Source organism: Burkholderia sp. Bp9016, from assembly GCF_003857765.1.
Lineage (GTDB): Bacteria > Pseudomonadota > Gammaproteobacteria > Burkholderiales > Burkholderiaceae > Burkholderia.
Genome location: NZ_QTPY01000003.1, coordinates 116,520 through 136,989, shown reverse-complemented (window position 1 = coordinate 136,989; position 20,470 = coordinate 116,520). Strand labels below are relative to the sequence as shown.

At 68.5% G+C, this 20,470-nt stretch carries 17 protein-coding genes and 1 pseudogene; 7 read left to right on the top strand and 11 right to left on the bottom strand.

Annotated elements, in window-relative coordinates:
* Nucleotides 1–7: 7 nt before the first annotated feature.
* Both DIE13_RS04975 and DIE13_RS04970 read right to left on the bottom strand, forming a co-directional pair.
* The gene (locus tag DIE13_RS04975) at nt 8–445 is read right to left on the bottom strand and encodes a carboxymuconolactone decarboxylase family protein (protein ID WP_124826098.1); all 438 of its coding nucleotides are present in this window, start codon (nt 443–445) and stop codon (nt 8–10) included.
* Nucleotides 446–539: 94 nt separating this feature from the next.
* Nucleotides 540–2,024 carry a PLP-dependent aminotransferase family protein gene (locus tag DIE13_RS04970; protein WP_124826097.1) on the bottom strand — a complete coding sequence of 495 codons (1,485 nt, stop codon included), beginning with the start codon at nt 2,022–2,024 and terminating at the stop codon, nt 540–542.
* Nucleotides 2,025–2,324: 300 nt separating this feature from the next.
* On the opposite strand from DIE13_RS04970, the gene DIE13_RS04965 reads away from it, so the two are divergent.
* Together DIE13_RS04965 and DIE13_RS04960 are read left to right on the top strand one after the other, a co-directional pair.
* Nucleotides 2,325–3,242 (top strand): LysR family transcriptional regulator, encoded by a 918-nt coding sequence (locus DIE13_RS04965; RefSeq protein WP_098552216.1) that lies wholly within the window; start codon nt 2,325–2,327, stop codon nt 3,240–3,242.
* Between the two features lie 135 nt (nt 3,243–3,377).
* Nucleotides 3,378–4,127: an SDR family oxidoreductase gene (locus tag DIE13_RS04960; RefSeq protein ID WP_124826096.1), complete on the top strand. Its 750-nt coding sequence runs from the start codon at nt 3,378–3,380 to the stop codon at nt 4,125–4,127.
* A gap of 106 nt (nt 4,128–4,233) precedes the next feature.
* On the opposite strand, the pseudogene DIE13_RS33295 reads toward DIE13_RS04960, so the two are convergent.
* Nucleotides 4,234–4,473, bottom strand: a pseudogene (locus tag DIE13_RS33295) (GH32 C-terminal domain-containing protein); the annotation flags it as partial.
* 392 nt (nt 4,474–4,865) lie between these two features.
* Between DIE13_RS33295 and DIE13_RS04950 the strand changes: the two are divergent.
* From DIE13_RS04950 to DIE13_RS04935, 4 genes are all read left to right on the top strand, one after another.
* Nucleotides 4,866–5,552 carry a type 1 glutamine amidotransferase domain-containing protein gene (locus tag DIE13_RS04950; protein ID WP_124826095.1) on the top strand — a complete coding sequence of 229 codons (687 nt, stop codon included), beginning with the start codon at nt 4,866–4,868 and terminating at the stop codon, nt 5,550–5,552.
* A gap of 147 nt (nt 5,553–5,699) precedes the next feature.
* A complete protein-coding gene (locus DIE13_RS04945; protein WP_124826094.1) occupies nt 5,700–6,809 on the top strand; it encodes an NADH:flavin oxidoreductase/NADH oxidase in 1,110 nt (369 codons plus the stop codon).
* A 161-nt stretch (nt 6,810–6,970) separates the two neighbouring features.
* Nucleotides 6,971–8,041 carry an AI-2E family transporter gene (locus tag DIE13_RS04940; protein WP_124826093.1) on the top strand — a complete coding sequence of 357 codons (1,071 nt, stop codon included), beginning with the start codon at nt 6,971–6,973 and terminating at the stop codon, nt 8,039–8,041.
* 238 nt (nt 8,042–8,279) lie between these two features.
* The gene (locus tag DIE13_RS04935; RefSeq protein ID WP_124826092.1) at nt 8,280–8,654 is read left to right on the top strand and encodes a hypothetical protein; all 375 of its coding nucleotides are present in this window, start codon (nt 8,280–8,282) and stop codon (nt 8,652–8,654) included.
* 63 nt (nt 8,655–8,717) lie between these two features.
* On the opposite strand, the gene DIE13_RS04930 is transcribed toward DIE13_RS04935, so the two are convergent.
* The gene (locus DIE13_RS04930; RefSeq protein WP_124826091.1) at nt 8,718–9,512 is read right to left on the bottom strand and encodes an SDR family NAD(P)-dependent oxidoreductase; all 795 of its coding nucleotides are present in this window, start codon (nt 9,510–9,512) and stop codon (nt 8,718–8,720) included.
* A 161-nt stretch (nt 9,513–9,673) separates the two neighbouring features.
* Here DIE13_RS04930 and DIE13_RS04925 point away from each other — a divergent pair, with 161 nt between their 5' ends.
* Complete coding sequence (locus DIE13_RS04925) at nt 9,674–10,522, top strand: AraC family transcriptional regulator (RefSeq protein WP_124826090.1); 849 nt, start codon at nt 9,674–9,676, stop codon at nt 10,520–10,522.
* Between the two features lie 121 nt (nt 10,523–10,643).
* Here the strand turns inward: DIE13_RS04925 and DIE13_RS04920 are convergent, their stop codons facing one another.
* From DIE13_RS04920 to DIE13_RS04890, 7 genes are all read right to left on the bottom strand, one after another.
* Complete coding sequence (locus tag DIE13_RS04920) at nt 10,644–11,249, bottom strand: LysE family translocator (RefSeq protein ID WP_124826089.1); 606 nt, start codon at nt 11,247–11,249, stop codon at nt 10,644–10,646.
* A 95-nt stretch (nt 11,250–11,344) separates the two neighbouring features.
* Entirely contained in the window at nt 11,345–12,793 is a 1,449-nt protein-coding gene (locus DIE13_RS04915) for a heavy metal sensor histidine kinase (RefSeq protein ID WP_124826088.1), read from the bottom strand.
* Complete coding sequence (locus tag DIE13_RS04910; RefSeq protein ID WP_124826087.1) at nt 12,790–13,485, bottom strand: heavy metal response regulator transcription factor; 696 nt, start codon at nt 13,483–13,485, stop codon at nt 12,790–12,792. Before DIE13_RS04910 ends, DIE13_RS04915 begins: the two co-directional genes overlap by 4 nt.
* A gap of 21 nt (nt 13,486–13,506) precedes the next feature.
* A complete protein-coding gene (locus DIE13_RS04905) occupies nt 13,507–15,003 on the bottom strand; it encodes an efflux transporter outer membrane subunit (protein ID WP_124826086.1) in 1,497 nt (498 codons plus the stop codon).
* 5 nt (nt 15,004–15,008) lie between these two features.
* Nucleotides 15,009–16,238, bottom strand: a complete 1,230-nt coding sequence (locus DIE13_RS04900) for an efflux RND transporter periplasmic adaptor subunit (RefSeq protein WP_124826085.1) — start codon at nt 16,236–16,238, stop codon at nt 15,009–15,011.
* A 25-nt stretch (nt 16,239–16,263) separates the two neighbouring features.
* Nucleotides 16,264–19,431: an efflux RND transporter permease subunit gene (locus tag DIE13_RS04895; protein WP_124826084.1), complete on the bottom strand. Its 3,168-nt coding sequence runs from the start codon at nt 19,429–19,431 to the stop codon at nt 16,264–16,266.
* Nucleotides 19,432–19,659: 228 nt separating this feature from the next.
* The gene (locus DIE13_RS04890; protein WP_175750566.1) at nt 19,660–20,424 is read right to left on the bottom strand and encodes a Crp/Fnr family transcriptional regulator; all 765 of its coding nucleotides are present in this window, start codon (nt 20,422–20,424) and stop codon (nt 19,660–19,662) included.
* Between the last annotated feature and the right edge of the window lie 46 nt (nt 20,425–20,470).

Sequence of the window (20,470 nt, the reverse complement as noted above, 5' to 3'; positions counted from 1 at the left end):
GTCTCCGTTATTCGGGCATCTTGCGGAACGCGATCGCGAAGCGGTTCCACGCGTTGATCGTCGTGATCAGCAGCGACAGCTCGAACAGTTCTTCGTCGCTGAAATGCGGCTTCACGGCTTCCCAGACGGAATCGGGCACGTGGTTGTCGGCGACCAGCGTCAGCGCTTCGGTCCATTCGAGCGCCGCGCGTTCGCGCTCGGTGAAGAACGGCGTTTCGCGCCACACGACGACGGTTGCCAGGCGGCGCTCGGTTTCACCGCCCTTGCGCGCGTCTGTCGTGTGCATGTCGACGCAGAACGCGCAGCCGTTGATTTGCGATGCGCGCAGCCGGACGAGTTCGGCGAGCGGTTTTTCGATCGTGCTCTTCGCGAGGAATTCCTCGGCGTTGCGCATCACCTTGATGGCGTTCGGGCTGGCGGCGTAGAAGTTCAGGCGCGGTTGCATGGTGGGTCCTTGGCGGGTTGATGCGCACGGCGGCGCGACAGGACCTACTGTATGCCGCTCACTGGCCTGCTTGAATGGCCAATTTCCGGAAAATTCAGGTAACCAGTGGCATGTGACCGGTGTCGTCCGGACCCAGCAGCGCGGCCAGTTTCGCGAGCGCCGTGTCGATACGCAGCGCGTCGATCCCGCCATAGCCGAACAGCAAGCCCGCGCGGGCCGGCGCGCCGACATGGAACGCCGAGATTCCGTACAGGCCGATGCCGTCGGCGCGGGCCGCCCGGACCAGCGCGGTTTCGTCGAGCCCGGGTTTCAGCAGCGCGGCGAGGTGAATGCCGGCGGTCGGCACGATCGTGTCGAACCACGGCGCGAGCCCGCCGCGCAGGTGTGCGATCAGCATCTTGCGGCGTGCGTCGTAGTGCTTCTGCACGCGTCGCAGGTGCCGCGCGAAGTCGCCTTCGAGCATGAAGCGCGCGAGCGCGGCCTGCGTCAGCGAGCAGGTATGCCAGTCGACGATCTGCTTGGCCTTGGACAGCGCGCCGCGCAGTGCGCGCGGCGGTATCGCGTAGCCGATCCGTAGTTCCGGGAAGATCGTCTTCGAGAACGTCCCGACGTATGCGACGAGGCCGGTGCGGTCGAGACTCTTCAGCGATTCCACCGGGCGGCCTTCGAAGCGGAACTCGCCGTCGTAGTCGTCCTCGATGATCACCGCGCGGCGGCGCTGCGCCCACTCGAGCAGCGCGACGCGCCGGTCCAGCGTCATCGGCATTCCGAGCGGGAACTGGTGCGACGGCGTCACGTAGACGAGGCGCGCGTCGTCGGGCAGCCGTTCGGTGACGATGCCGTGCGCATCGACCGGCACGCCGATCACCGTCGCGCCGAGCGACGCGAACGCCGCGCGTGCCGGCGGATAGCCGGGATTCTCGACCGCGACGATGTCGCCCGGCCGCACGACCACGCGCGCGATCAGGTCGAGCGCCTGTTGCGCGCCCTGCGTGACGAGCACGTCGTCCCAGCCGCAAGCGACCGCGCGACTGAACCCGACGTAGCGCGCGATCGCGCCGCGCAACTGCGGATCGCCGGCCGGGTCGTGATACTGGCCGGGGCCGCGCGCCTGCTGGCGCAGCGCGTGATGCAGGCAGCGGCGCCACGCGTCGAACGGGAATAGCGTCTTGTCGGTCACGCCGCCGCGAAAGTCGAAGGCAGGCGAATCCTGCGGCGTGGGCATCGCGAGCGCATCGGGCAGGTCGTCCCACAGTTCGCGCGCGTCGACGGCATGAACCTGCGGCGTGGCTTCGACGAGCGACGGCGTTGCCGCTGCCGCCGCATGCGGCACCCGTGCGAGGCCGTCGGCGACGAACGTGCCGTCGCCCGCGCGCGTGTTCAGATAGCCCTCGGCGACGAGGCGCTCGAACGCGTCGAGCGTGGTCTTGCGCGATACACCGAGCTGTTTCGCGAGGTCGCGCGTCGACGGCAGGCGGACGCCGCCTTCGAGCCGCCCGTCGACGATCGCGGTGCGCAGTTGGCGGAAGATCTGTCCGGTCAGGTCGTGACGGCCTTCGATGCGGATCGCGATGTCCATCGCAGTGGTTACCTCGAATGCTGGAATTCGGCATCGATCAGCATACCGGAAGTTCGTGGCTGGATTGGCGCTGGACCGGCGCTCGGGAGGGCGGGCATGTGCGGCTTCGTGCGTCCCGGGGAATGAGCGTGCCTGCGGTCATGGCGAGCCCGGTTTGCGAGCCTGTCCGGATGCACGGGATCGCCCCTCTTCGCGAAGGCGGCCCTGCATCCGCCACACGCCCGGCGCAGCGCCATTCGATTGGACCGTCGCCCGCCGCAGGCTTACGATCCACCATACCCCCCGACCGGAGTGCCGCTCATGTTGTCCGAAGACGAACTCGCGCTGCTCGATGCGATCCGTGCCACCGGCAGCCTGTCGCGGGCGGCCGCGCGGCTCGGCAAGGCGCCGTCGACGGTGTCGCACGCCGCGCGGCAACTCGAAACGCGCTTCGACGCGCTGTTGTTCGACCGGCGCGGCTACCGGCTGCAGCTCACGCCGGCCGGCCAGTTGCTGACCGACGAGGCATCGCGCCTCGCGCTGGACGTCGCGCGGCTCACGCAGCGCGTGCGGCAGGTCGCGAGCGGCTGGGAGGATCGCCTGTGGATCGTCAGCGACGAGGTGCTGGAGTTCGATACGTTGCTGCCGGTCGTGCGTGCGTTCGACGCGCTCGATTCGGGCGTGTCGCTGCGCTTCACGCACGAAGTCCTCGGCGGCACCTGGGAGGCGCTGCGCGACGGTCGCGCCGATCTGGTCGTCGGCGCGACCAACGAGCCGCCCGCAATTCCGGGTTTCAAGTGGTTCGAGCTCGGCGCGATGGAATGGGTGTTCGCGGTATCGCCGCGCCATCCGCTTGCGGCGTCGAGCGAGCGGCTCACGCGGGATGCGATCGGCGCGCACCGCGCGGTCGTCGTCGCCGATTCGTCGCGGCGCTCGGCCGGCCGGGCGTACGGGCTGCTCGGCGGGCAGGCGGTGCTCGCGGTGCCGTCGATGCGTGCGAAGATCCTCGCGCAGCGCGACGCGCTCGGCGTCGGCTGGGTGCCGCGCCGGCGGGTCGCGTCGCTGCTTGCGCGCGGCGAGCTGGTGGAGAAGGAAACGGCCGATCCGCGCGAACCGAACGTGTTGTATGTCGCGTGGCGCGGCGATCGCGACGGTCGCGCGCTGCAATGGTGGCTCGAGCAACTGCGGGAACCGCGGCTCGCGCAGCGGCTGCTCGACGGGATCGACGTGGCGGGTTGAATGCGCGGACCGGGCGAGCCTCCGAAAACACGTTCGACGATTTCGAACGTGTCTGCTGCGCCCGTCGTACGGCAACCCCCGGCGCCGCGCGCATCCTGTGTTCACGGTCAACTCACCGGTTCACAGGAGAACATCATGCAACGCTTCGAAGGAAAAACGGTACTCGTCACGGGCGGCAACAGCGGCATCGGCCTGGCGGCCGCACGGGCATTCGCTGCCGAAGGCGCGCGGGTCATCATCACCGGTCGCGACGAGCAGACGCTCGCCGCCGCGCGCGAGACGCTCGGCGACGGCGCGCGCGCGATCCGCAACGAGGCCGGCGCCGTTGCGTCGGCGCGGGCGCTGGCGGATGCGATCGCGGCGTCCGGCGCGCGGCTCGACGCCGTGTTCATCAACGCGGGCGTCGCGAAACTCGCGCCGTTCGCGGATACCGACGAGGCATTGTGGGACCTCGTGTTCAACACGAACGTGAAGGGTGCGTATTTCCAGATCCAGGCGCTCGTCCCGCTGCTGAACCGCGGCGCGTCGATCGTGATCAACGGGTCGATCAACGCGCACATCGGGATGCCGGGTTCGTCCGTGTACGCGGCAAGCAAGGCGGCGGTCAATTCGTTCGCGAAGACGCTGTCGACGGAATTGCTGCCGCAAGGCGTGCGTGTGAACGTGGTGAGTCCCGGGCCGGTCGAGACGCCGCTGTACGGCAAGCTCGGGCTCGATGCGGCGACGCTCGACGAGACCGCGGAAAAGATCAAGGGGCTCGTGCCGATCGGCCGGTTCGGCACGCCGGACGAAATCGCGTCGACGGTGCTCCACCTGAGCGCGCCCGAGTCAGCGTTCATCGTCGGCGCGGAAATCATCGCGTCGGGCGGGATGGGCTTGCTCTGAGCGTAAAACCGGCCAGGCTGCACCGCCTGACGCGACGTCGGGCGGTGCAGCGTCCCGGCCGGTAATGCGTATCGCTGGCGAGATGGGCCGTCGTCACGGCATCGCGCCGCGTCGCCGTCGGCCCTCGAAGCATCGCGCGGCCCTGCTCGGCGAATACGGCGCCGCGATCCGCATCACGCGGCGCAAAGGTCAGGCGCCGTCGGCGCCACGCGGCCACCGTTCGCGAACACGTCGACCGAACCGCGATCGATGACGATTTCCAGCCCTGTGGGCGGCCGTCCTCGCGCGGCAGATCGGCGATGTGGTCGCGGCTGATCGTGCTCGCGAGAGCCGCTACATCGGAGCGGAAAGGGGGCGCGATCGACAGCGGACGTTGCCGGATGCGCTCCGTTGCAAAAAGCCATGACGGTGGCAGGGCTGAATCACTGATCTCTAGACGACCGGTCTAATCCGGGGCTATCATCCAGCCTCATGAATGCGACGCCGGGCGCAGACGCGAAAATGCCACATCGTGCTGCGATGCTGCTCGTGCAGGAGAGGTCGTCGTTTTTTTGATGCCGCGACTAGACGACTGGTCTAATAGCGTCGGGCAACCAACATTTTCGATGCGCGACCGGCACGCCGGCGCCCGCCAGCGGACTAACCGGCAGGCGCGCGTTGTTTGCGGCACGCAGTTTGCGCCATGTTGGCTGCCGCGCGACGCGGCCCCGTTCCCCCATTTCGAAGGAGTGTCCGATCATGAAGATTCTGGTTGTCCTGACCTCGCACGACACGCTCGGCGACACCGGCAAGAAGACCGGCTTCTGGCTCGAGGAACTGGCCGCGCCGTATTACACGTTCAAGGATGCCGGCGTCGAACTGACGCTTGCGTCGCCGAAGGGCGGCCAGCCGCCGCTCGACCCGAAAAGCAGCGATCCGGCTGCGCAAACCGACGCCACGCGCCGTTTCGACGCGGATGCGGCGGCCAAGGCCGAACTTGCCGCGACGCGCAAGCTGGCCGACGTGTCGATCGACGATTACGACGCGGTGTTCTATCCCGGCGGCCACGGCCCGCTGTGGGATCTCGCCGAGGATTTGCATTCGATCGGCCTGATCGAGCGCGCGTTGTCGGCTGGCAAGCCGGTCGCGGCCGTGTGCCACGCGCCGGGCGTGCTGCGCCACGTGAAGGACCCGAAAACCGGCGAGTCGGTCGTGCGCGGCAAGCGTGCGACGGGCTTCACCAACAGCGAGGAAGCGGCCGTCGAGCTGACGGAAGTGGTGCCGTTTCTCGTCGAGGACATGCTGAAGACCAACGGCGCGCAGTTCGAGCGCAGCGCCGACTGGGCACCGCACGTCGTCACCGACGGGCTGCTGATCACGGGGCAGAACCCCGCGTCGTCGGCACCCGCGGCCGAGGCACTGCTCGCGCAGCTCAGCCGTCGATAAAAGTTCGCCCGGCGCCGGCATGACCGGTGCCGCGCCATTTCCGTCGCCGGGCACAGCCGGCCCGACGACGGCCCGAATCGTTCCGCCGCACGCACCTGCGCGGCGGGTCGTCCAGTCGTTTCGCAGAACCAAGCAAAGGAGTGGTGGATGTCTGCCCTGTTCGAACCGTTCAAACTCAAGGATGTCACGCTGCGCAACCGTATCGCGGTGCCGCCGATGTGCCAGTACGTCGCCGAAGAAGGCGTCGTCAACGACTGGCATCACGTGCATCTGGCCGGCATCGCGCGCGGCGGCGCGGGCCTCGTGATCGCGGAGGCGACGGCCGTGTCGCCGGAAGGACGCATCACGCCGGGCTGTGCCGGACTGTGGACCGATGCGCAAGCCGAGGCGTTCGCGCCGTCGGTCGCGGCGATCAAGGCGGCGGGCGCGGTGCCGGGCATCCAGATCGCGCATGCGGGCCGCAAGGCGAGTGCGAACCGTCCGTGGGAAGGCGACGATCACATCGCCGACGGCGATCCGCGCGGCTGGCAGACCATCGCCCCGTCGGCCGTTCCGTTCGGCGCGCATCTGCCGAAGACGCCGCGCGCGATGACGCACGACGACATCGCGCGCGTGCAGGCCGATTTCGTCGCATCGGCGAAGCGTGCACGCGACCTCGGCTTCGAATGGCTCGAACTGCACTTCGCGCACGGCTATCTCGGCCAGAGCTTCTTCTCGGTGCATTCGAACCGGCGCGACGACGAATACGGCGGTTCGGCGGAAAACCGCGGCCGTTTCCTCGTCGATACGCTGAAGGCAGTGCGCCAGGTATGGCCGGAGCACCTGCCGCTGACCGCGCGCCTCGGCGTGATCGAATACGACGGCCGCGATGAAGAGACGCTCGCCGAATCGATCGCGCTCACGCAGCGGATGAAGCAGGAAGGGCTCGACATGCTGAGCGTGTCGGTCGGCTTCTCGACGCCGAACGCACAGATTCCGTGGGGCCCGGCGTTTCTCGCGCCGATCGCCGAACGCGTGCGCCGCGAGGCCGGCCTGCCGGTGTCGTCGGCGTGGGGCATCGACACGCCGCAACTGGCGAACCGTGTCGTCGCCGAGCAGCAGCTCGACCTCGTGATGATCGGCCGCGCGCATCTTGCCGATCCGCACTGGCCGTACTACGCGGCCAGGCAGCTCGGCGTCGAGCGTCCGTCGTGGACGCTGCCCGCGCCGTACGCGCACTGGCTGGAGCGCTATCGCGTCGCCGACAAGGTGGCCTGAGCACGCGTCCGGTCGCGCGGCGGCTCGGCGTTCGCGGCCCGCGCTCGGCGACGTGGCGCGCGACGTCGGCATGCCGTCGCGGCGACGATGGATAGAATGGCGGTTTCGACCGGGTTTTCGGCCCGGGCGAACCGCCATTTTTTCATTTCGACAGAGGTGCCATGCGCGCACATGTCCCGCCCTCCCAGGATGCCGCCGTGCGACCGCGCGTGCAGCAGATTGCCCGCGCCGTGCTGTATGCGGTGTTGCTGGTGCTCGCGCTGTGGGTGATCCGCGATTTCATTCCCGCCATTGCATGGGCATGCGTGATCGCGATCGCGCTGTGGCCGTTGCTGAAACGCTTCGAGTCGGACCGGTGGTTTCGCGACCGGCCGACCCTGACCGCGACGGTGATCACCGCGGGGATTTCGCTGCTCGTCGTGCTGCCGGTGGCGCTCGCGCTCGGGCAGGCGTTCGCGCAGGAGCACGACCTGCGCATGTGGCTGCATTCCATTCAGGACAACGGCATTCCGCTGCCCGACGTGGTCGGGCGGCTGCCTTACGGGTCCGCGCAGATCACTCAATGGTGGCAGGCCAATCTCGGTCATCCGCTGCATGCCGGCACGGCGATGCACGGTGCGAGCGGCGCGAAATTCATCGCATTCGGCCGGCAGTTCGGCACGAAGCTCGCTCACGGGCTGTTCGAATTCGGCTTCATGCTGGTCACGTTGTTCGTGATCCTGCGCGCCGGCCACAAGCTGTCGGGGGCACTGCTGCAGGGCGCGCGGCGCGCGTTCGGGCGCGGCGGCGCGGACCTGATCGAACGGATGGTTGCCGCCGTGTACGGCACGGTGACGGGGCTGGTCGTCGTCGGGCTGGGCGAGGGCGCCATTCTCGGCGTCGCGTATGCGCTCGCGGGCGTTCCGCACTCGGCGCTGCTCGGCCTCGTGACGGCCATCGCCGCGATGCTGCCGTTCTGCGCGCCGATCGTGTTCTGCGGCGCGGCGCTATGGCTGTTCGTGCAAGGGGCGACCGCGTGGGCGATCGTGGTGCTGGCGGTCGGCTTCGTGGTCGTGTTCGTCGCCGAGCATTTCGTGCGGCCGGTGCTGATCGGCAGCTCGACGCGCTTGCCGTTCCTGCTCGTGCTGTTCGGCATTCTCGGCGGCGCCGAGACGTTCGGCCTGATCGGGCTGTTCGTCGGCCCCGCGCTGATGACGGTGCTGACGATGCTGTGGGCCGAGTGGGTTGCATGACGGTGCCGGCCGCTGCGCCGGTCCGCCACGCCGGCGTAACGGTGTATCGGTGTATCGGCGAGTACGGATGAAAGCCCGTCCGGCATTGCTGCGCGTTACCGCGGTCCGGTTTGCTCGCGGCGTGCACGATCCGCGCGGCCGGACACCGATCTCAACATTTCTTTTCGATCCGAACCCCAAGGTCTAGTAGCATGGGGCTTTCGATCGCGCCGGCACGGCGCAGCAGATTCCTCCAAGCATGCGATTGATTCCGATGTCCCGTCCCGCAGCGACGCTGTCCCTGGCGGCCAGCTGCCTGATGCTGCACGGCTGTGCGTGGTTCGATTCGTGGCTGCCGTTCTCGTATTCGCGTACCCCGCTGGCGAGGGCCGCGTCGCGGCATGGCGCGATGCGCGCCGACGTCGTCCGCGCGGGCGGCAATCCGCGCAGCGTGTGGATGGTCCGTAACGGCAGCGGCGTCTGCTACAACTACTTCATCGAGCACGGCAACGATCATCGGCCTTATTTCGTCGTGTTCGATCATGCCGGCGCCGTTACGCAACGCGGCTTCGATACCTGCATGGACGCCGACCGCAAGGGCGCGCTGCAGCCGGGCAAGGCCGCTTCCCGATAGCGATGCGGCCGTCGGCCGTCGGCCGCGCCTGCCGTATCGGCCTTATCGCGGCCGGGTTTGCCGTTACGCGATCGTGTCGACCACGCCGCCGTCGACACGCAACGCCGCGCCTGTGGTTGCCGATGCCTGTGGCGAGCACACGTACACGACAAGGTTCGCGACTTCCTCCGTCGTCGCCGGCCGCTGGATGATCGAGCTCGCCCGCTCGTTGCGCACGAAATCCACGGCAACATCGTCGATGCTGCGGCCCGTTTCGTCGGCCGTCGCCTTCAGCATCGCCCGCACGCCTTCGGACATCGTCGGCCCCGGCAGCACCGAGTTGACCGTCACGTTCGTGCCGGCCGCGAGTTTCGCGAGGCCGCGCGCGATCGCCAGTTGAGCGGTTTTCGTGAATCCGTAATGAATCATGTCGACCGGGATGTTCAGGCCCGATTCCGACGAGATGAACACGATGCGGCCGGTGTTGCGCGCGAGCATCCCCTTCAGGTAATGCCGAGCGAGACGCACGCCGGACATCACGTTGGTCTGGAAGTAATGCTCCCATTCGTCGTCGTCGATGTCGAAGAACGCCTTCAGCCCGTAGATGCCCGCATTGTTGACGAGGATGTCGGCCTCCGGCGTGTGCTGCGTGATGCGCGCCACGCCGTCTGCGCCGGACAGGTCGGCGGCGACGCCGTCGACGTCCGCGCCGGGCACCGCGGTGCGCAGCAGCGCGAGCGCGGCGTCGACCGACTTGTCGCTGCGGCCGTTGACCACGACGCGCGCGCCCGCGTGCGCGAGCCCTTCGGCGATCGCCAGCCCGATGCCGGCGGTGGAGGCGGTGACGACCGCGGTCTTGCCTTTCAGATCGATGTGCATGAGCGTACCGGTTTGAAGAGGGAACGGAACCCGCCGCGTGTGCCGCGGCGGCCGGAATTCAAAGCTTAGGCGATCCGGCCGCGACGCGTCGGCTCGCGGTTGCGTCGCGTCGCGCAGTCTTGTACGGTGTGCGTTCGCCATCCGATCCGGGAGCCTGTCGCGTGAGCCGTTCCGCCAACCCCCTCGCCGTGCCGTCGCCATTCTGGCGCGACGCCGCGCTGCCGTTCATCGAGGCGCGCACCGTCGACGACGGGCGGACGATCTGCTACGCAAAACACACGCATGACACGTTTTCGCTCGGCGCGATCGTCGGCGGCACGAGCACCTACCTGAACGGTCCGACGAAAGAGCACGTCGGGCGCGGCGTGCTCGTGATCATCGATCCGGAACAGGTGCATGCATGCAACCCGTACGGCCCCGACGCGTGGGCATACCGGATGGTCTACGTCGACGTGCCGTGGCTCACGCGTCTGCAGCATTCGCTGGGGCGCGATCCGAATGGCGATTTTCAGGGCTTTTCGCCGAAGTTGACGCAACGGCGCGACCTGTTCGCGCAATTCGGCGGGTTCTACCGCACGCTCGTATCGCCCGGCGTCGATCCGCTCGGCAAGGAAAGCACGGCGGTCGAATTCTTCACGCAACTGCACGGCGCGCTCGATCGCGACCTGCCTGTGGAGGTCGCGCGCGGCGCCGACAACGCGAAGCTCGCGCGCGCGGCCGATTACATCGCCGCGCATTGCCGGCAGGCCGTCACGCTCGATGCGATCTGCGCGGCCGCCGATCTGTCGCCGTCCTACCTGATCCGCGCGTTCAACGCCCGTTACGGCATGACGCCGCACGCGTTCCTGATCGATCGTCGCGTGCAGTACGGCCGCACCGAGCTGCGCCGCGGCCGGCCGATCGCCGACGTCGCGCTCGATGCGGGCTTCGCCGACCAGGCGCATTTCCAGCGTGCGTTCCGCCGCATCGCGGCCGCAACGCCGGGACAATATCGAAGCGCCGCGAGCTGAGCGGCGGAGCGGGCAAGGGGGGCGGACCTCTGCGGCGCCGTACGGCGGCAGGTCGCCATCGGTTTGCGACGCCGTTCAAATACGGCACTCGGCGTAACGCGCGTATCGCGAAACGACCGCGCTAGAGGTCGAGCAGATAGAGCGCGCTGCCCGCGAGCAATAGCGCCATTGCGCGGTTGAACAGCCGCATCCGCCGCGCATTCGCGAGCCGGTGCCGCAGCGATGCGCCCGCATACGCCCAGCATGCGATCGATGCAAAGCAGATCACCAGATACAGCGCGGCGAATTGCCAGACCTGCGTACGGTCGCCGTCGGCCGCATACGCGCCCATCGCGGCCACGCACGCAAGCCACGCTTTCGGATTCAGCCACTGCATCGCCGCGCCGGCCGCCGCCGACGGGCCGGAGACGTTCGGCGCGTCCGGATCGGTGGGGTCGGCCGACAGCCGGCCGTCGTCGAGCGCGAGCCGCAATGCGAGGTAGAGCAGGAACGCGATTCCCGACCATTGGGTGGCCGTGGTCAGTATCGGCCAGCGCGCGAGCGCCGCGTGCAACCCGAGGCCGATCAGCAGGAACAGGGCGACGAAGCCGAGCGTCGCGCCGGCCGCGTAGCGCAGGCTTGCGCCGAGACCGTGGCGCGCGCCTGCACTGAGCGCGACGATGTTGACGGGACCGGGTGTGATCGACGACGCCAGCGCGAACGCGGCCATCGAAACCAGCATGCTCATCGGAAGTCTCCATGCGAATGTGAAAGTCGCATCGAGACTAAAGAAGCCGGGCGGGCCCGTATTGAAGAAAACTGCCCTCGGCGGCGTGGCCGCCGTCAGTGCATCGCGCGCGGCGCGTGCGCCGGGAGCGGCGCATGCGGATCGGCCGCGTCGGCCGCGCGCAGCGGGGTGCCGGTGAGCGGCTGCGTCGACACCGAGAAGCCGAACGTATTGATGCCGCCCGAGCATGCGACGAACACGCTGCCGCCATGCATCTCCGCGACGGCCTTGACGATCGATAGCCCGAGCCCGTGATTCTCCTTGCTGTTCGCGCGCGCTTCCTCGAGCCGGTAGAAGCGCTCGAACACGTGTGAACGCTGCACGGGATCGATCGGCTCGCCGGGGTTCGCGACCGACACGTCGACGAGCGTGTCGCGGCGTGTGATCGTCACGTTCAGCGTCGCGCCGGGCGCCGAATGCTGGATCGCGTTGATCAGCAGGTTGGTCATCGCGCGGCGGAACAGCGACGGATCGACGGCCGCGCGCGCGTCGCCGTGCAGTTCGGCGCGCAACTGCGCTTCGTCGAGCGGGATTTCGAGAAAGTCGAGCATGCGCCGTACCTCGTCGGCGAGCGACACGTGCTTCAGGTCGGTCGCGCGCTCGCCGCGATCGCTGCGCGACAGGAACAGCATGTCGTTGATGATCACGCGTAGCCGTTCGAATTCCTCGAGGTTCGACTGCAGCGTCTGGCGCATCCGGTCGACCGAGCGGTCACGGCTCGTCAGCGCGACCTGGGTCTGGCCGATCAGGATGCTGATCGGCGTGCGCAGCTCGTGCGCGACGTCCGCGTTGAATGCTTCGAGCCGCGCGTAGGTTTGCTGGATGCGTTCGAGCGCGCCGTTGAACGAGGCGGCGAGATCGCGCAGCTCGGTCGGCAGCGCTTCGGTCTGCAGCCGCTGGCGCCGGTTGGTGGCGCTGACGGCTGCGGCGTCCTGCGACAGCCGTTCGAGCGGCGCGAGCCCGAAGCGCGCGACCGCGCGGCTCAGCAGCAGCGTGATGACGGTGGCCGTCGCGATCAGCGCGGCGAGCGTCCATACGAAACGGCGCAGCATCCGCTGGGTGCGCTCGCACGACGTCGCGACGATCAGCTTCAGTGCAGGCCGCTCGCCGCTGCCCGCGACCGCGACGGTCTTCGTCATCACGTCGTAGCTGCTGTCGTTGAGCGCGTATTGCTGGAACGCACCGAACGGTTTGCCGACGGGCACGCCGTCGACCGGACGACCGAAGCGGAAGTCGGGGTCGGGGCTGTCGACCTGGTAGCGCGTCGAGCCGTCGGGTGGCTCGAGGTCGGCGAGCTTTTCCTGCATCAGCCGGCCGCGCGCGGCCGTGGTCGCGTGCGACACGATCATCTGCGCGACCTTTGCGCGCGTGTCGATCGTCGCGCGCAGTTCGGCGAACAACTGGCGCTCCATCATCACGAACAACCCGCAGCCGACCAGCGTGAACACGAGCAGCGACACGATGCCGAACATCGCCGAAAGGCGCAGGGTGATCGAGCGTTTCATGGGTGCCTCTCGCCGTCGGCGTCCTCGCGCGCCTCGAGCACGTAGCCCATGCCGCGGATCGTGTGCAGCAGTTTCTCGGCGAATGGGCCGTCGAGCTTCGCGCGCAGCCGCTTGATCGCCGTCTCGACGACGTTCGCGTTGCTGTCGAAATTCACGTCCCACACGAGTTCGGCGATCGTCGTCTTCGACAGCACCTCGCCGCTGCGCCGCGCGAGCACGCCGAGCAGCTGGAATTCCTGCGCGGTCAGGTCGAGGCGCGTGCCGTCGCGGGTTGCGCGGCGGCCGATCAGGTCGACGCGCAGGTCGCCGATCGAGATCAGCGTCGATTCCTGCACGCGCGCGCGTCGCGTCAGCGCGCGCAGCCGCTCGATCAGCTCGAGGAACGAGAAGGGTTTGGTCAGGTAGTCGTCGGCGCCCCCGCGCAGCCCGCGCACGCGGTCGTCGACGCGGTCGCGCGCGGTCAGCATGATGACGGGCGTCTGTTTCTGCGCGCGCAACGCGCGCAGCACGCCGAAGCCGTCGAGTTTCGGCAGCATTACGTCGAGCACGACCACGTCGTAGTCGAACTCGACGGCCTTCCACGCGCCGTCCTCGCCGTCGAGCGCGGTATCGACGACCCAGCCTTCCTCGGTCAGGCCGCTTTTCAGGTATTCGACGACTTTCGGTTCGTCTTCGACGATCAGGACTTTCATAGGCTTGTCCGCATAACCGGGTTAGGGGGCCACGCCCGCGTCGTGCCGCGGGGCCGCCGCCGCGACGGCGGTCGACGCCGCGCCGTCCCAGCCGCCGCCGAGCGCCTTCGCGAGAAACACGACGAGCGCCGCGCGCTGGCCCTGGATCTGCACGGCCTGGCGCTCGCTCGTCAGCAATTGCTGCTCGGCGGTCAGCACGTCGATGAACGGCGTCAGGCCACCCGCGTAGCGGTCCTGCGCGAGCGACACGAGCTTGCGCGCATCGTCGACGGCGGCCGCCGCTTGCTGCGCGGCCTGCGCGAGCACCGACAGGCCCGTTACGGCATTCTGCACCTCCTGGAACGCGGTGAGCACGGTCTGCCGGTAGTTGGCCTGCGCGGCCACGTAGCCGGCCTGCGCGAAATCGACCCCGGCCTTCAGCTTGCCGCCTTCGAACAGCGGCTGGCTGACCGACGCGCCCACCGACCACAGCAGCGCCGGCACGGTGAACAGGCCGGCGAAGCGCGTCGCATCCCAGCCGAGGTCGGGCGACAGCGCGATGCGCGGGAAATACGCGGCGCGCGCGACGCCGATCTGGGCGTTCGCGGCGGCCATCGCGCGTTCGGCGGACGCCACGTCCGGCCGCCGCTGCAGCAGGTCGCTCGGCATGCCGGTCGGCAATTCGGGCGCGTTGATCGGCACGACGCGCGCCGGCAGCGAGAACGCCGGGGCCGGCGTGCCGACCAGCGTCGCGATCGCGGTTTCCACCTGCGCGCGCTGCTGGATCAGCAACTGCGCCTGCGTGCGCGTCGCATCGAGCTGCGAGCGTTGCTGCAGCAGGTCGAGGCCCGAGACCGCGCCGAGGTCGTGGCGCGCGCTCACGTAGTCGAGTGCCTTCTGCTGCAGGTCGATCGAGCGCCTGACCACGTCGATCTCGGTATCGAGCTCGCGCAGCGCGAAGTAGCTCGACGCGAGATCGGCGCTCAGCACGAGGCGCGCATTCGCGAAATCGTCGCGTGCCTGCTCCGAGCTGGCCTGCGCGGACTCGACGCTGCGCCGAACGCGGCCGAACAGGTCGAGCTCGTAGCTGACGCTCGCGCCGACCTGGATGTCGTTCTGCACGGTCGACGCGTTCGGCGTCGCATAGTTGGTCTGCGGCCGGTCGGCGGAGATCTTGAAGCGTTGGCCGCTCGCGTTCAGGCCGACAGCCGGATATTGCGCGGACGCGACCGACGCGAGTGTGGCCTTCGCCTGGTCGTAGCGTGCGGCGACGGCCTTCAGGTTCTGGTTGTTGCGCAGCGCATCGGCTTCCAGCGCATCGAGCTGCGCATCGCCGAACGCGGTCCACCATGCCGGATCGAGCGGCGCGCGGGCCGGCGAGGCGGGGTGCCAGTACGCATCGGCCGGGTCGAGCCGCCACGCGGCCGGCGTATCGACCGCCGGGCGGTGGTAATCGGGGCCGACGGTGCAGCCGGCGAGGGCCGCGAGCGCGACTGTCGCCACGGCCGCAGCCGCCGTCGGACACCGGCGGGCGCGCATCGCGATCACGACTTCGCTCCCGCAACCGCGGATGCCGGCTGCGCGGCCGGCGGCTGCACGACGACCGTGTCGCCGTCCGCGAGCGCGTCGCTCGGGTTCGCGACGAGGCGGTCGTTCGGCGCGAGCGGGCCGTCGACTTCGAGCGTCTGGCCGATCGTGCGCACGACCGACACGGCCTTCAGGTGTACGTGGCCGTTCGCGCCGACGGTCGCGACCGTCGGCCCTTCGGCGCGGAACAGCAGCGTGTTGGCCGGAATCTGCAGGCGGCCGACCGGTGTCATCGGCAGCGTCGCCTGCACGTATGCGCCGGGCAGCAGCCGGCCGTCCGGGTTCGGCAGCGTGATCTCGATCTGCAACGAACGCGTCGCGACGTCGATCGCCTGCGACGTGCGCGTGATCGTCCCGTCGAAGGTCTGGCCGGCCAGTTCGGCCTGCGCGATGCTCACGTGCTGGCCGACCTTCACCTGCTGCGCATACGCCTGCGGCACCTGCACGTACAGGCGCAGCCGGTCGGCCTGCACGACGGTGAACAGCGAGCGCCCCGCGTTGCCGGCGTTCACGAGATCGCCGACGTCGACGTTGCGCTGCGTGACGATCCCGTCGATCGGCGCGACGATGCGCTGGAAGCCCTTCAGTTCGGTGAGCCGGCGCACGTTCGCGTCGGCCGCGGCGAGGTTCGCGGTGCCCTGGTTGAACGCGCCTTGCCGGTCGTCGAGTTCCTGCTGCGACACCGCATCGCGCTGTCGCAGCTGCTGCGCGCGGTCGAACGACGTCTTCGCGAGCGCGAGCGTGGCCTGCGCCTGCTGGCGCTGCGCGGTGGCCTGCGCGAGTTCCTGGTTCAGCTCGGGCGTGTCGAGTTCGGCGAGCAGTTGTCCCTGCTTCACATGCGCGCCGATGTCGGCCTGCCAGCGCAGCACGTAGCCGCTCGCGCGCGCGTAGATCGGCGCCTCGATGAAGCCGCGCAGCGTGCCGGGCAGCGTCAGCTTGCCGCCGGTGGCCGCATCGACCGGATGCACGACGTTGACGTACTGGCGCGTGTTCTGCTCGGCAACGGCGTCGAGCTGGTTGCGGTTCAGCACGTTGACGACGATCGTGCGCGCCGCGCCGGCGGCCAGCAGCAGGCCGATCACGATCAGCACGATCCGCCCGCGCCGCGACACCGACGTGCGGCTCGGCAGGTGCATGCCCTGTTCATCGACCTGGATGCCGACGGCGCTGTGATGTTTCTCTTCCATGAATTAACCGGTCTATAGGCGAAAGTCAGTGTCCGGCCTGGCGCGCGCGCCGGCGGGCCAGCCGCGAATGCACGCCGCCGAACACGAGCGGCACGAACAGCAGCGTCGAAACGGTTGCGAACAGCAGGCCGCCGATCACCGCGCGGCCCAGCGGCGCGTTCTGCTCGGCGCCTTCGCCGAGGCCGAGCGCCATCGGCACCATCCCGATGATCATCGCGAGTGCCGTCATCATCACCGGCCGGATCCGCGTCGCGCCGGCTTCCAGCGCGGCCGTGAGCGGCGGCGCGCCGGCCGCGAGGCGCTGCCGCGCGAACGACACCACCAGAATACTGTTGGCGGTCGCGACGCCCACCGTCATGATCGCGCCGGTCAGCGCGGGCACGCTCAGATGCGTGCCGGTGATGAACAGCATCCACGCGATGCCGGCGAGCGCGGCCGGCATCGCGCTGATGATGATCAGCGGGTCGAGCCATGACTGGAAATTCACGACGATCAGCAGGTAGACGAGCACGATCGCCATCGCGACGCCCGCGCCGAGGCCGATATAGGACGTGCGCATCGTCTCGACCTGGCCGCGCACCGACAGGTCGGTGCCGCGCGGCAGCGTCGCCCGGGCGTCGGACACGACCCGGTCGATCTCGCCGGCGACCGAGCCGAGATCGCGGCCTTCGACGCTCACGTACAGGTCGATCGCCGGCCGGATGTTGTAGTGCGTGATCACGGCCGGGGTCTGGGCCGTGCGGATCTGCACCAGGTTGCCGAGCAACTGCAGCGGCGTGCCCGCGCGGCCGCTCGCGGAAACCGGCGTGCCGAGCAGGTCGTCGACCGATGCGATGTTGTATTGCGGGGTCTGGATCTGCAGCGGGTACTGGACGCCGGTGCGCGGGTTGATCCAGAACGACGGGGTCGTCTGCGAACTGCCGGACAGCGAGATCAGCATGTTCTGCGCGACGTTCTGCGCGGAGAGATTGAGCTGCTGCATGCGCGTACGGTCCATGTCGGCCAGCAGGGTCGGTCCGTCGTTGCGTTGCAGCACGTGCACGTCGACGGCGCCGGGGATTTGCCTGATCTTCTTCATCAGGCTGCTCGCGATAGCCATGTTACTCGCGAGATCGTTGCCCAGCACCTGCACGTCGATCGCGGCCGGCTGCCCGAAGTTGAGGATCTGCGTGATGATGTCCGACGGCTGGAAGAAGAACTCGACGCCCGGGAAGCGCTGAGGCAGCAGCGCACGCAGCGTCCGCACGTAATGCTCGGTCGCTCGGTGGCCCGGCTTCAGCGCGATCAGCAGTTCGCCGTCGAGCGAGCCGATCGTGCCCGCATTGCTGTACGACAAGTTGATGCCGCTCACCGGCAGGCCGAGGTTGTCGACGATCGCGCCGAGCTCGTCGGGCGGCACGGTTTCGCGGATCACGCGTTCGACCTGGTCGGCGAGACGCGCGGTTTCCTCGATCCGGTAGCCGGTCGGCGCACGCATGTGCAGCCGGATGTTGCCGGAATCGGCATTCGGGAAGAAGTCGCGGCCGAGCGTGAACACGAGGCCGGTCGACAGCACGCAGAAACCGAGGAAGCACATTGCGTAGAAGCGGCGGCGCACGAGCAGGATGCTGAGCAGCACGATATACCACGCACGCAGCCGCTCGAACGCGTTGTTGAACGCATGATGGATGCGTGCGAAACGCGACGTCGAATGATCGGGGCCGGTGCTCGCCTGCTGCGGGCGGAACAGCAGCATCGCGAGCGTCGGCACCAGCGTGCGCGACAGCACGTACGACGCGAGCATCGCGAACACGACGGCCTCGGCGAGCGGCACGAACAGGAAGCGCGCGACGCCGGTCAGGAAGAACATCGGCACGAACACGATACAGATGCACAGCGTCGACACGAACGCGGGCACCGCGATTTCGCCGGCGCCTTCGAGGATCGCATCGTGCAGGTTGGTGCCCAGATGCAGGTGCCGCTCGATGTTCTCGATCGTGACGGTGGCGTCGTCGACCAGGATCCCCACCGCGAGCGCGAGCCCGCCGAGCGTCATGATGTTGATGGTCTCGCCGAGCGCCGACAGCGCGATCAGCGACGTGAAGATCGACAGCGGGATCGAGATCGCGATGATCAGCGTGCTGCGCCAGTTGCCGAGGAACAGCAGGATCATCATCGCGGTCAGCACGGCGGCGATCAGCGCTTCGTGGATCACGCCCTGAACGGCCGCGTTGACGAACACCGACTGGTCGAACAGCGGCGTGATCGTGAGCCCTTCGGGCAGTGTCGGGATCACCTTCGGCAGCAGTGCCTTCAGGTCCGACACGACCTTCAGCGTCGACGCGTCGCCGCTTTTCAGGATCGAGATGAGCACGCCGCGCTGGCCGTTCTGGCGCACGACGTTGGTCTGCGGCGCGAAGCCGTCGCGTACCGCCGCGACTTCGCGCAGGTAGGTCGTCGCGCCGTTGACGGTCTGGATCGGCAGGTTGTTGATGTCGGCGATCGTGTCGGCCGACGCGTTCGTGTCGATCCGGTATTCGGTCTGGCCCATCTTCGCGGTGCCGGTCGGCAGCACGAGGTTCTGCGCGTTGATCGCATTGACGATGTCGGCGGGCGTGAGGCCCTTCGCGAGCAGCGCCTGCGGATCGAGGTCGATCGCGACGACGCGCGTGCGGCCGCCATACGGGAACGGGATCTGCGCGCCGCGCACCGTGATCAGCTGCGGCCGCAGGAAGTTCAGCGCGATGTCGGCGAGCGACTGTTCGCTGAGCGTCTTGCTCGACAGCCCGAGCTGGATCACCGGAATGCTCGACGCGGAATAGGTGATCACGAGCGGCGGCGTCGCGCCCTGCGGCATCTGCCGGACGATCGCCTGCGCGGACGACACCGTCTGCGCGATTGCCGTCTGCACGTTCGCGCCCGGTTGCAGGAACACCTTCACGACCGCGATGCCGGGCAGCGACGTCGATTCGATGTGCTGGATGTTGTTGACCGTCGTCGTCAGGATCCGCTCATGGACGGCCGTGATCCGGTTGGTCATATCCTGCGCCGAGAACCCGTTGTAACTCCAGATCACGCTGATGACGGGGATGTTGACCGCCGGCAGCACGTCGACGGGCGTGCGCATCAGCGCAAGCGGGGTGGCCAGCACGATCATGATGGCCATCACGATGAACGTGTAGGGGCGCCTGAGGGCGAGGTTGACGATCCACATGGAGGCGGCGGGACGGGCGGTGATCAGGCGGCGGTGAAGGGAACCCGAATGATAGGCGTCGGGGCTGAACGCGTTACTGACATGAAACTGGCGGAATCGTCAGTTTCGGGTGCGGTGGAAGCCGGGCGATTCGTCCGATGGAAAAGAGGCCGGCGCGGGAGCCGGAAAGCGGCTGCCGCACCGGCTGCGCGCGCCGTATGGACGACGGTTTCGTTCATCGGGCCGCGCTCAGATCTGCTCCATGCCGACCCGCGCGAGCGCGGCCAGGTCGACGACTTCGATCTGGTTGTAGGCGAGCCGCAGCACGCCGAGTTTCTCGAGTTGCTGCAGCGCCTGGTTGATCCGCTGCCGCGACACGCCGACGAGCATGCCCAGTTCCTCCTGCGAGATCGCGAGCGACGGGCCGGTGTCCGGATACAGATCGGGATTGAACAGTTGCGCGAGCGCCTGCGCGACGCGCGCATCGACGTCGAGCAGCCGGCTGTTCTGGATCGATGCGATGAACTCGCCCATCCGGTTGTTCAACTGGTGGATCACGAAGCGTGTGAACGGCAGGCTGCTGTCGAGCAGCGCGTGGAACGTGTCGACCGGCACGAACAGCACGGTCGAGCGCTGGACCGCGACTACTTCGTATTTGCGCAGTTCGCGCTTGATCACGCTGCCTTCGCCGAACCAGCCGCCCGACGGCACGCCGGAGAACGTGCAGCCGCGTCCCGACGCATTGAAGATCGCCAGCTTCAGCAGCCCGCGATGCACGCCGATCCAGTACTCGGACGGCGCGAGTCGCTGCGCGATCACGTCGCCGGCCTCGCGCTGCTCGGCGCGCGACTGTGCGAGCACCAGCGCCTGATGTTCCGGCGCGAGCGCGCGGAACCAAGCGCATTGCCCGAACAGCGTCGACAGCGCCGGCAACGGGCCCGGATCGAACGGCGTGCCGGCCGTGGTGGCCGGGGTGGCGGCCGCGTCGGGCGGCGCAACGAGGTGGTCGTGCATGAGTGCGGGTTTGCGAGGATAGGGATAACGCGCAGCGCTGGAAAGG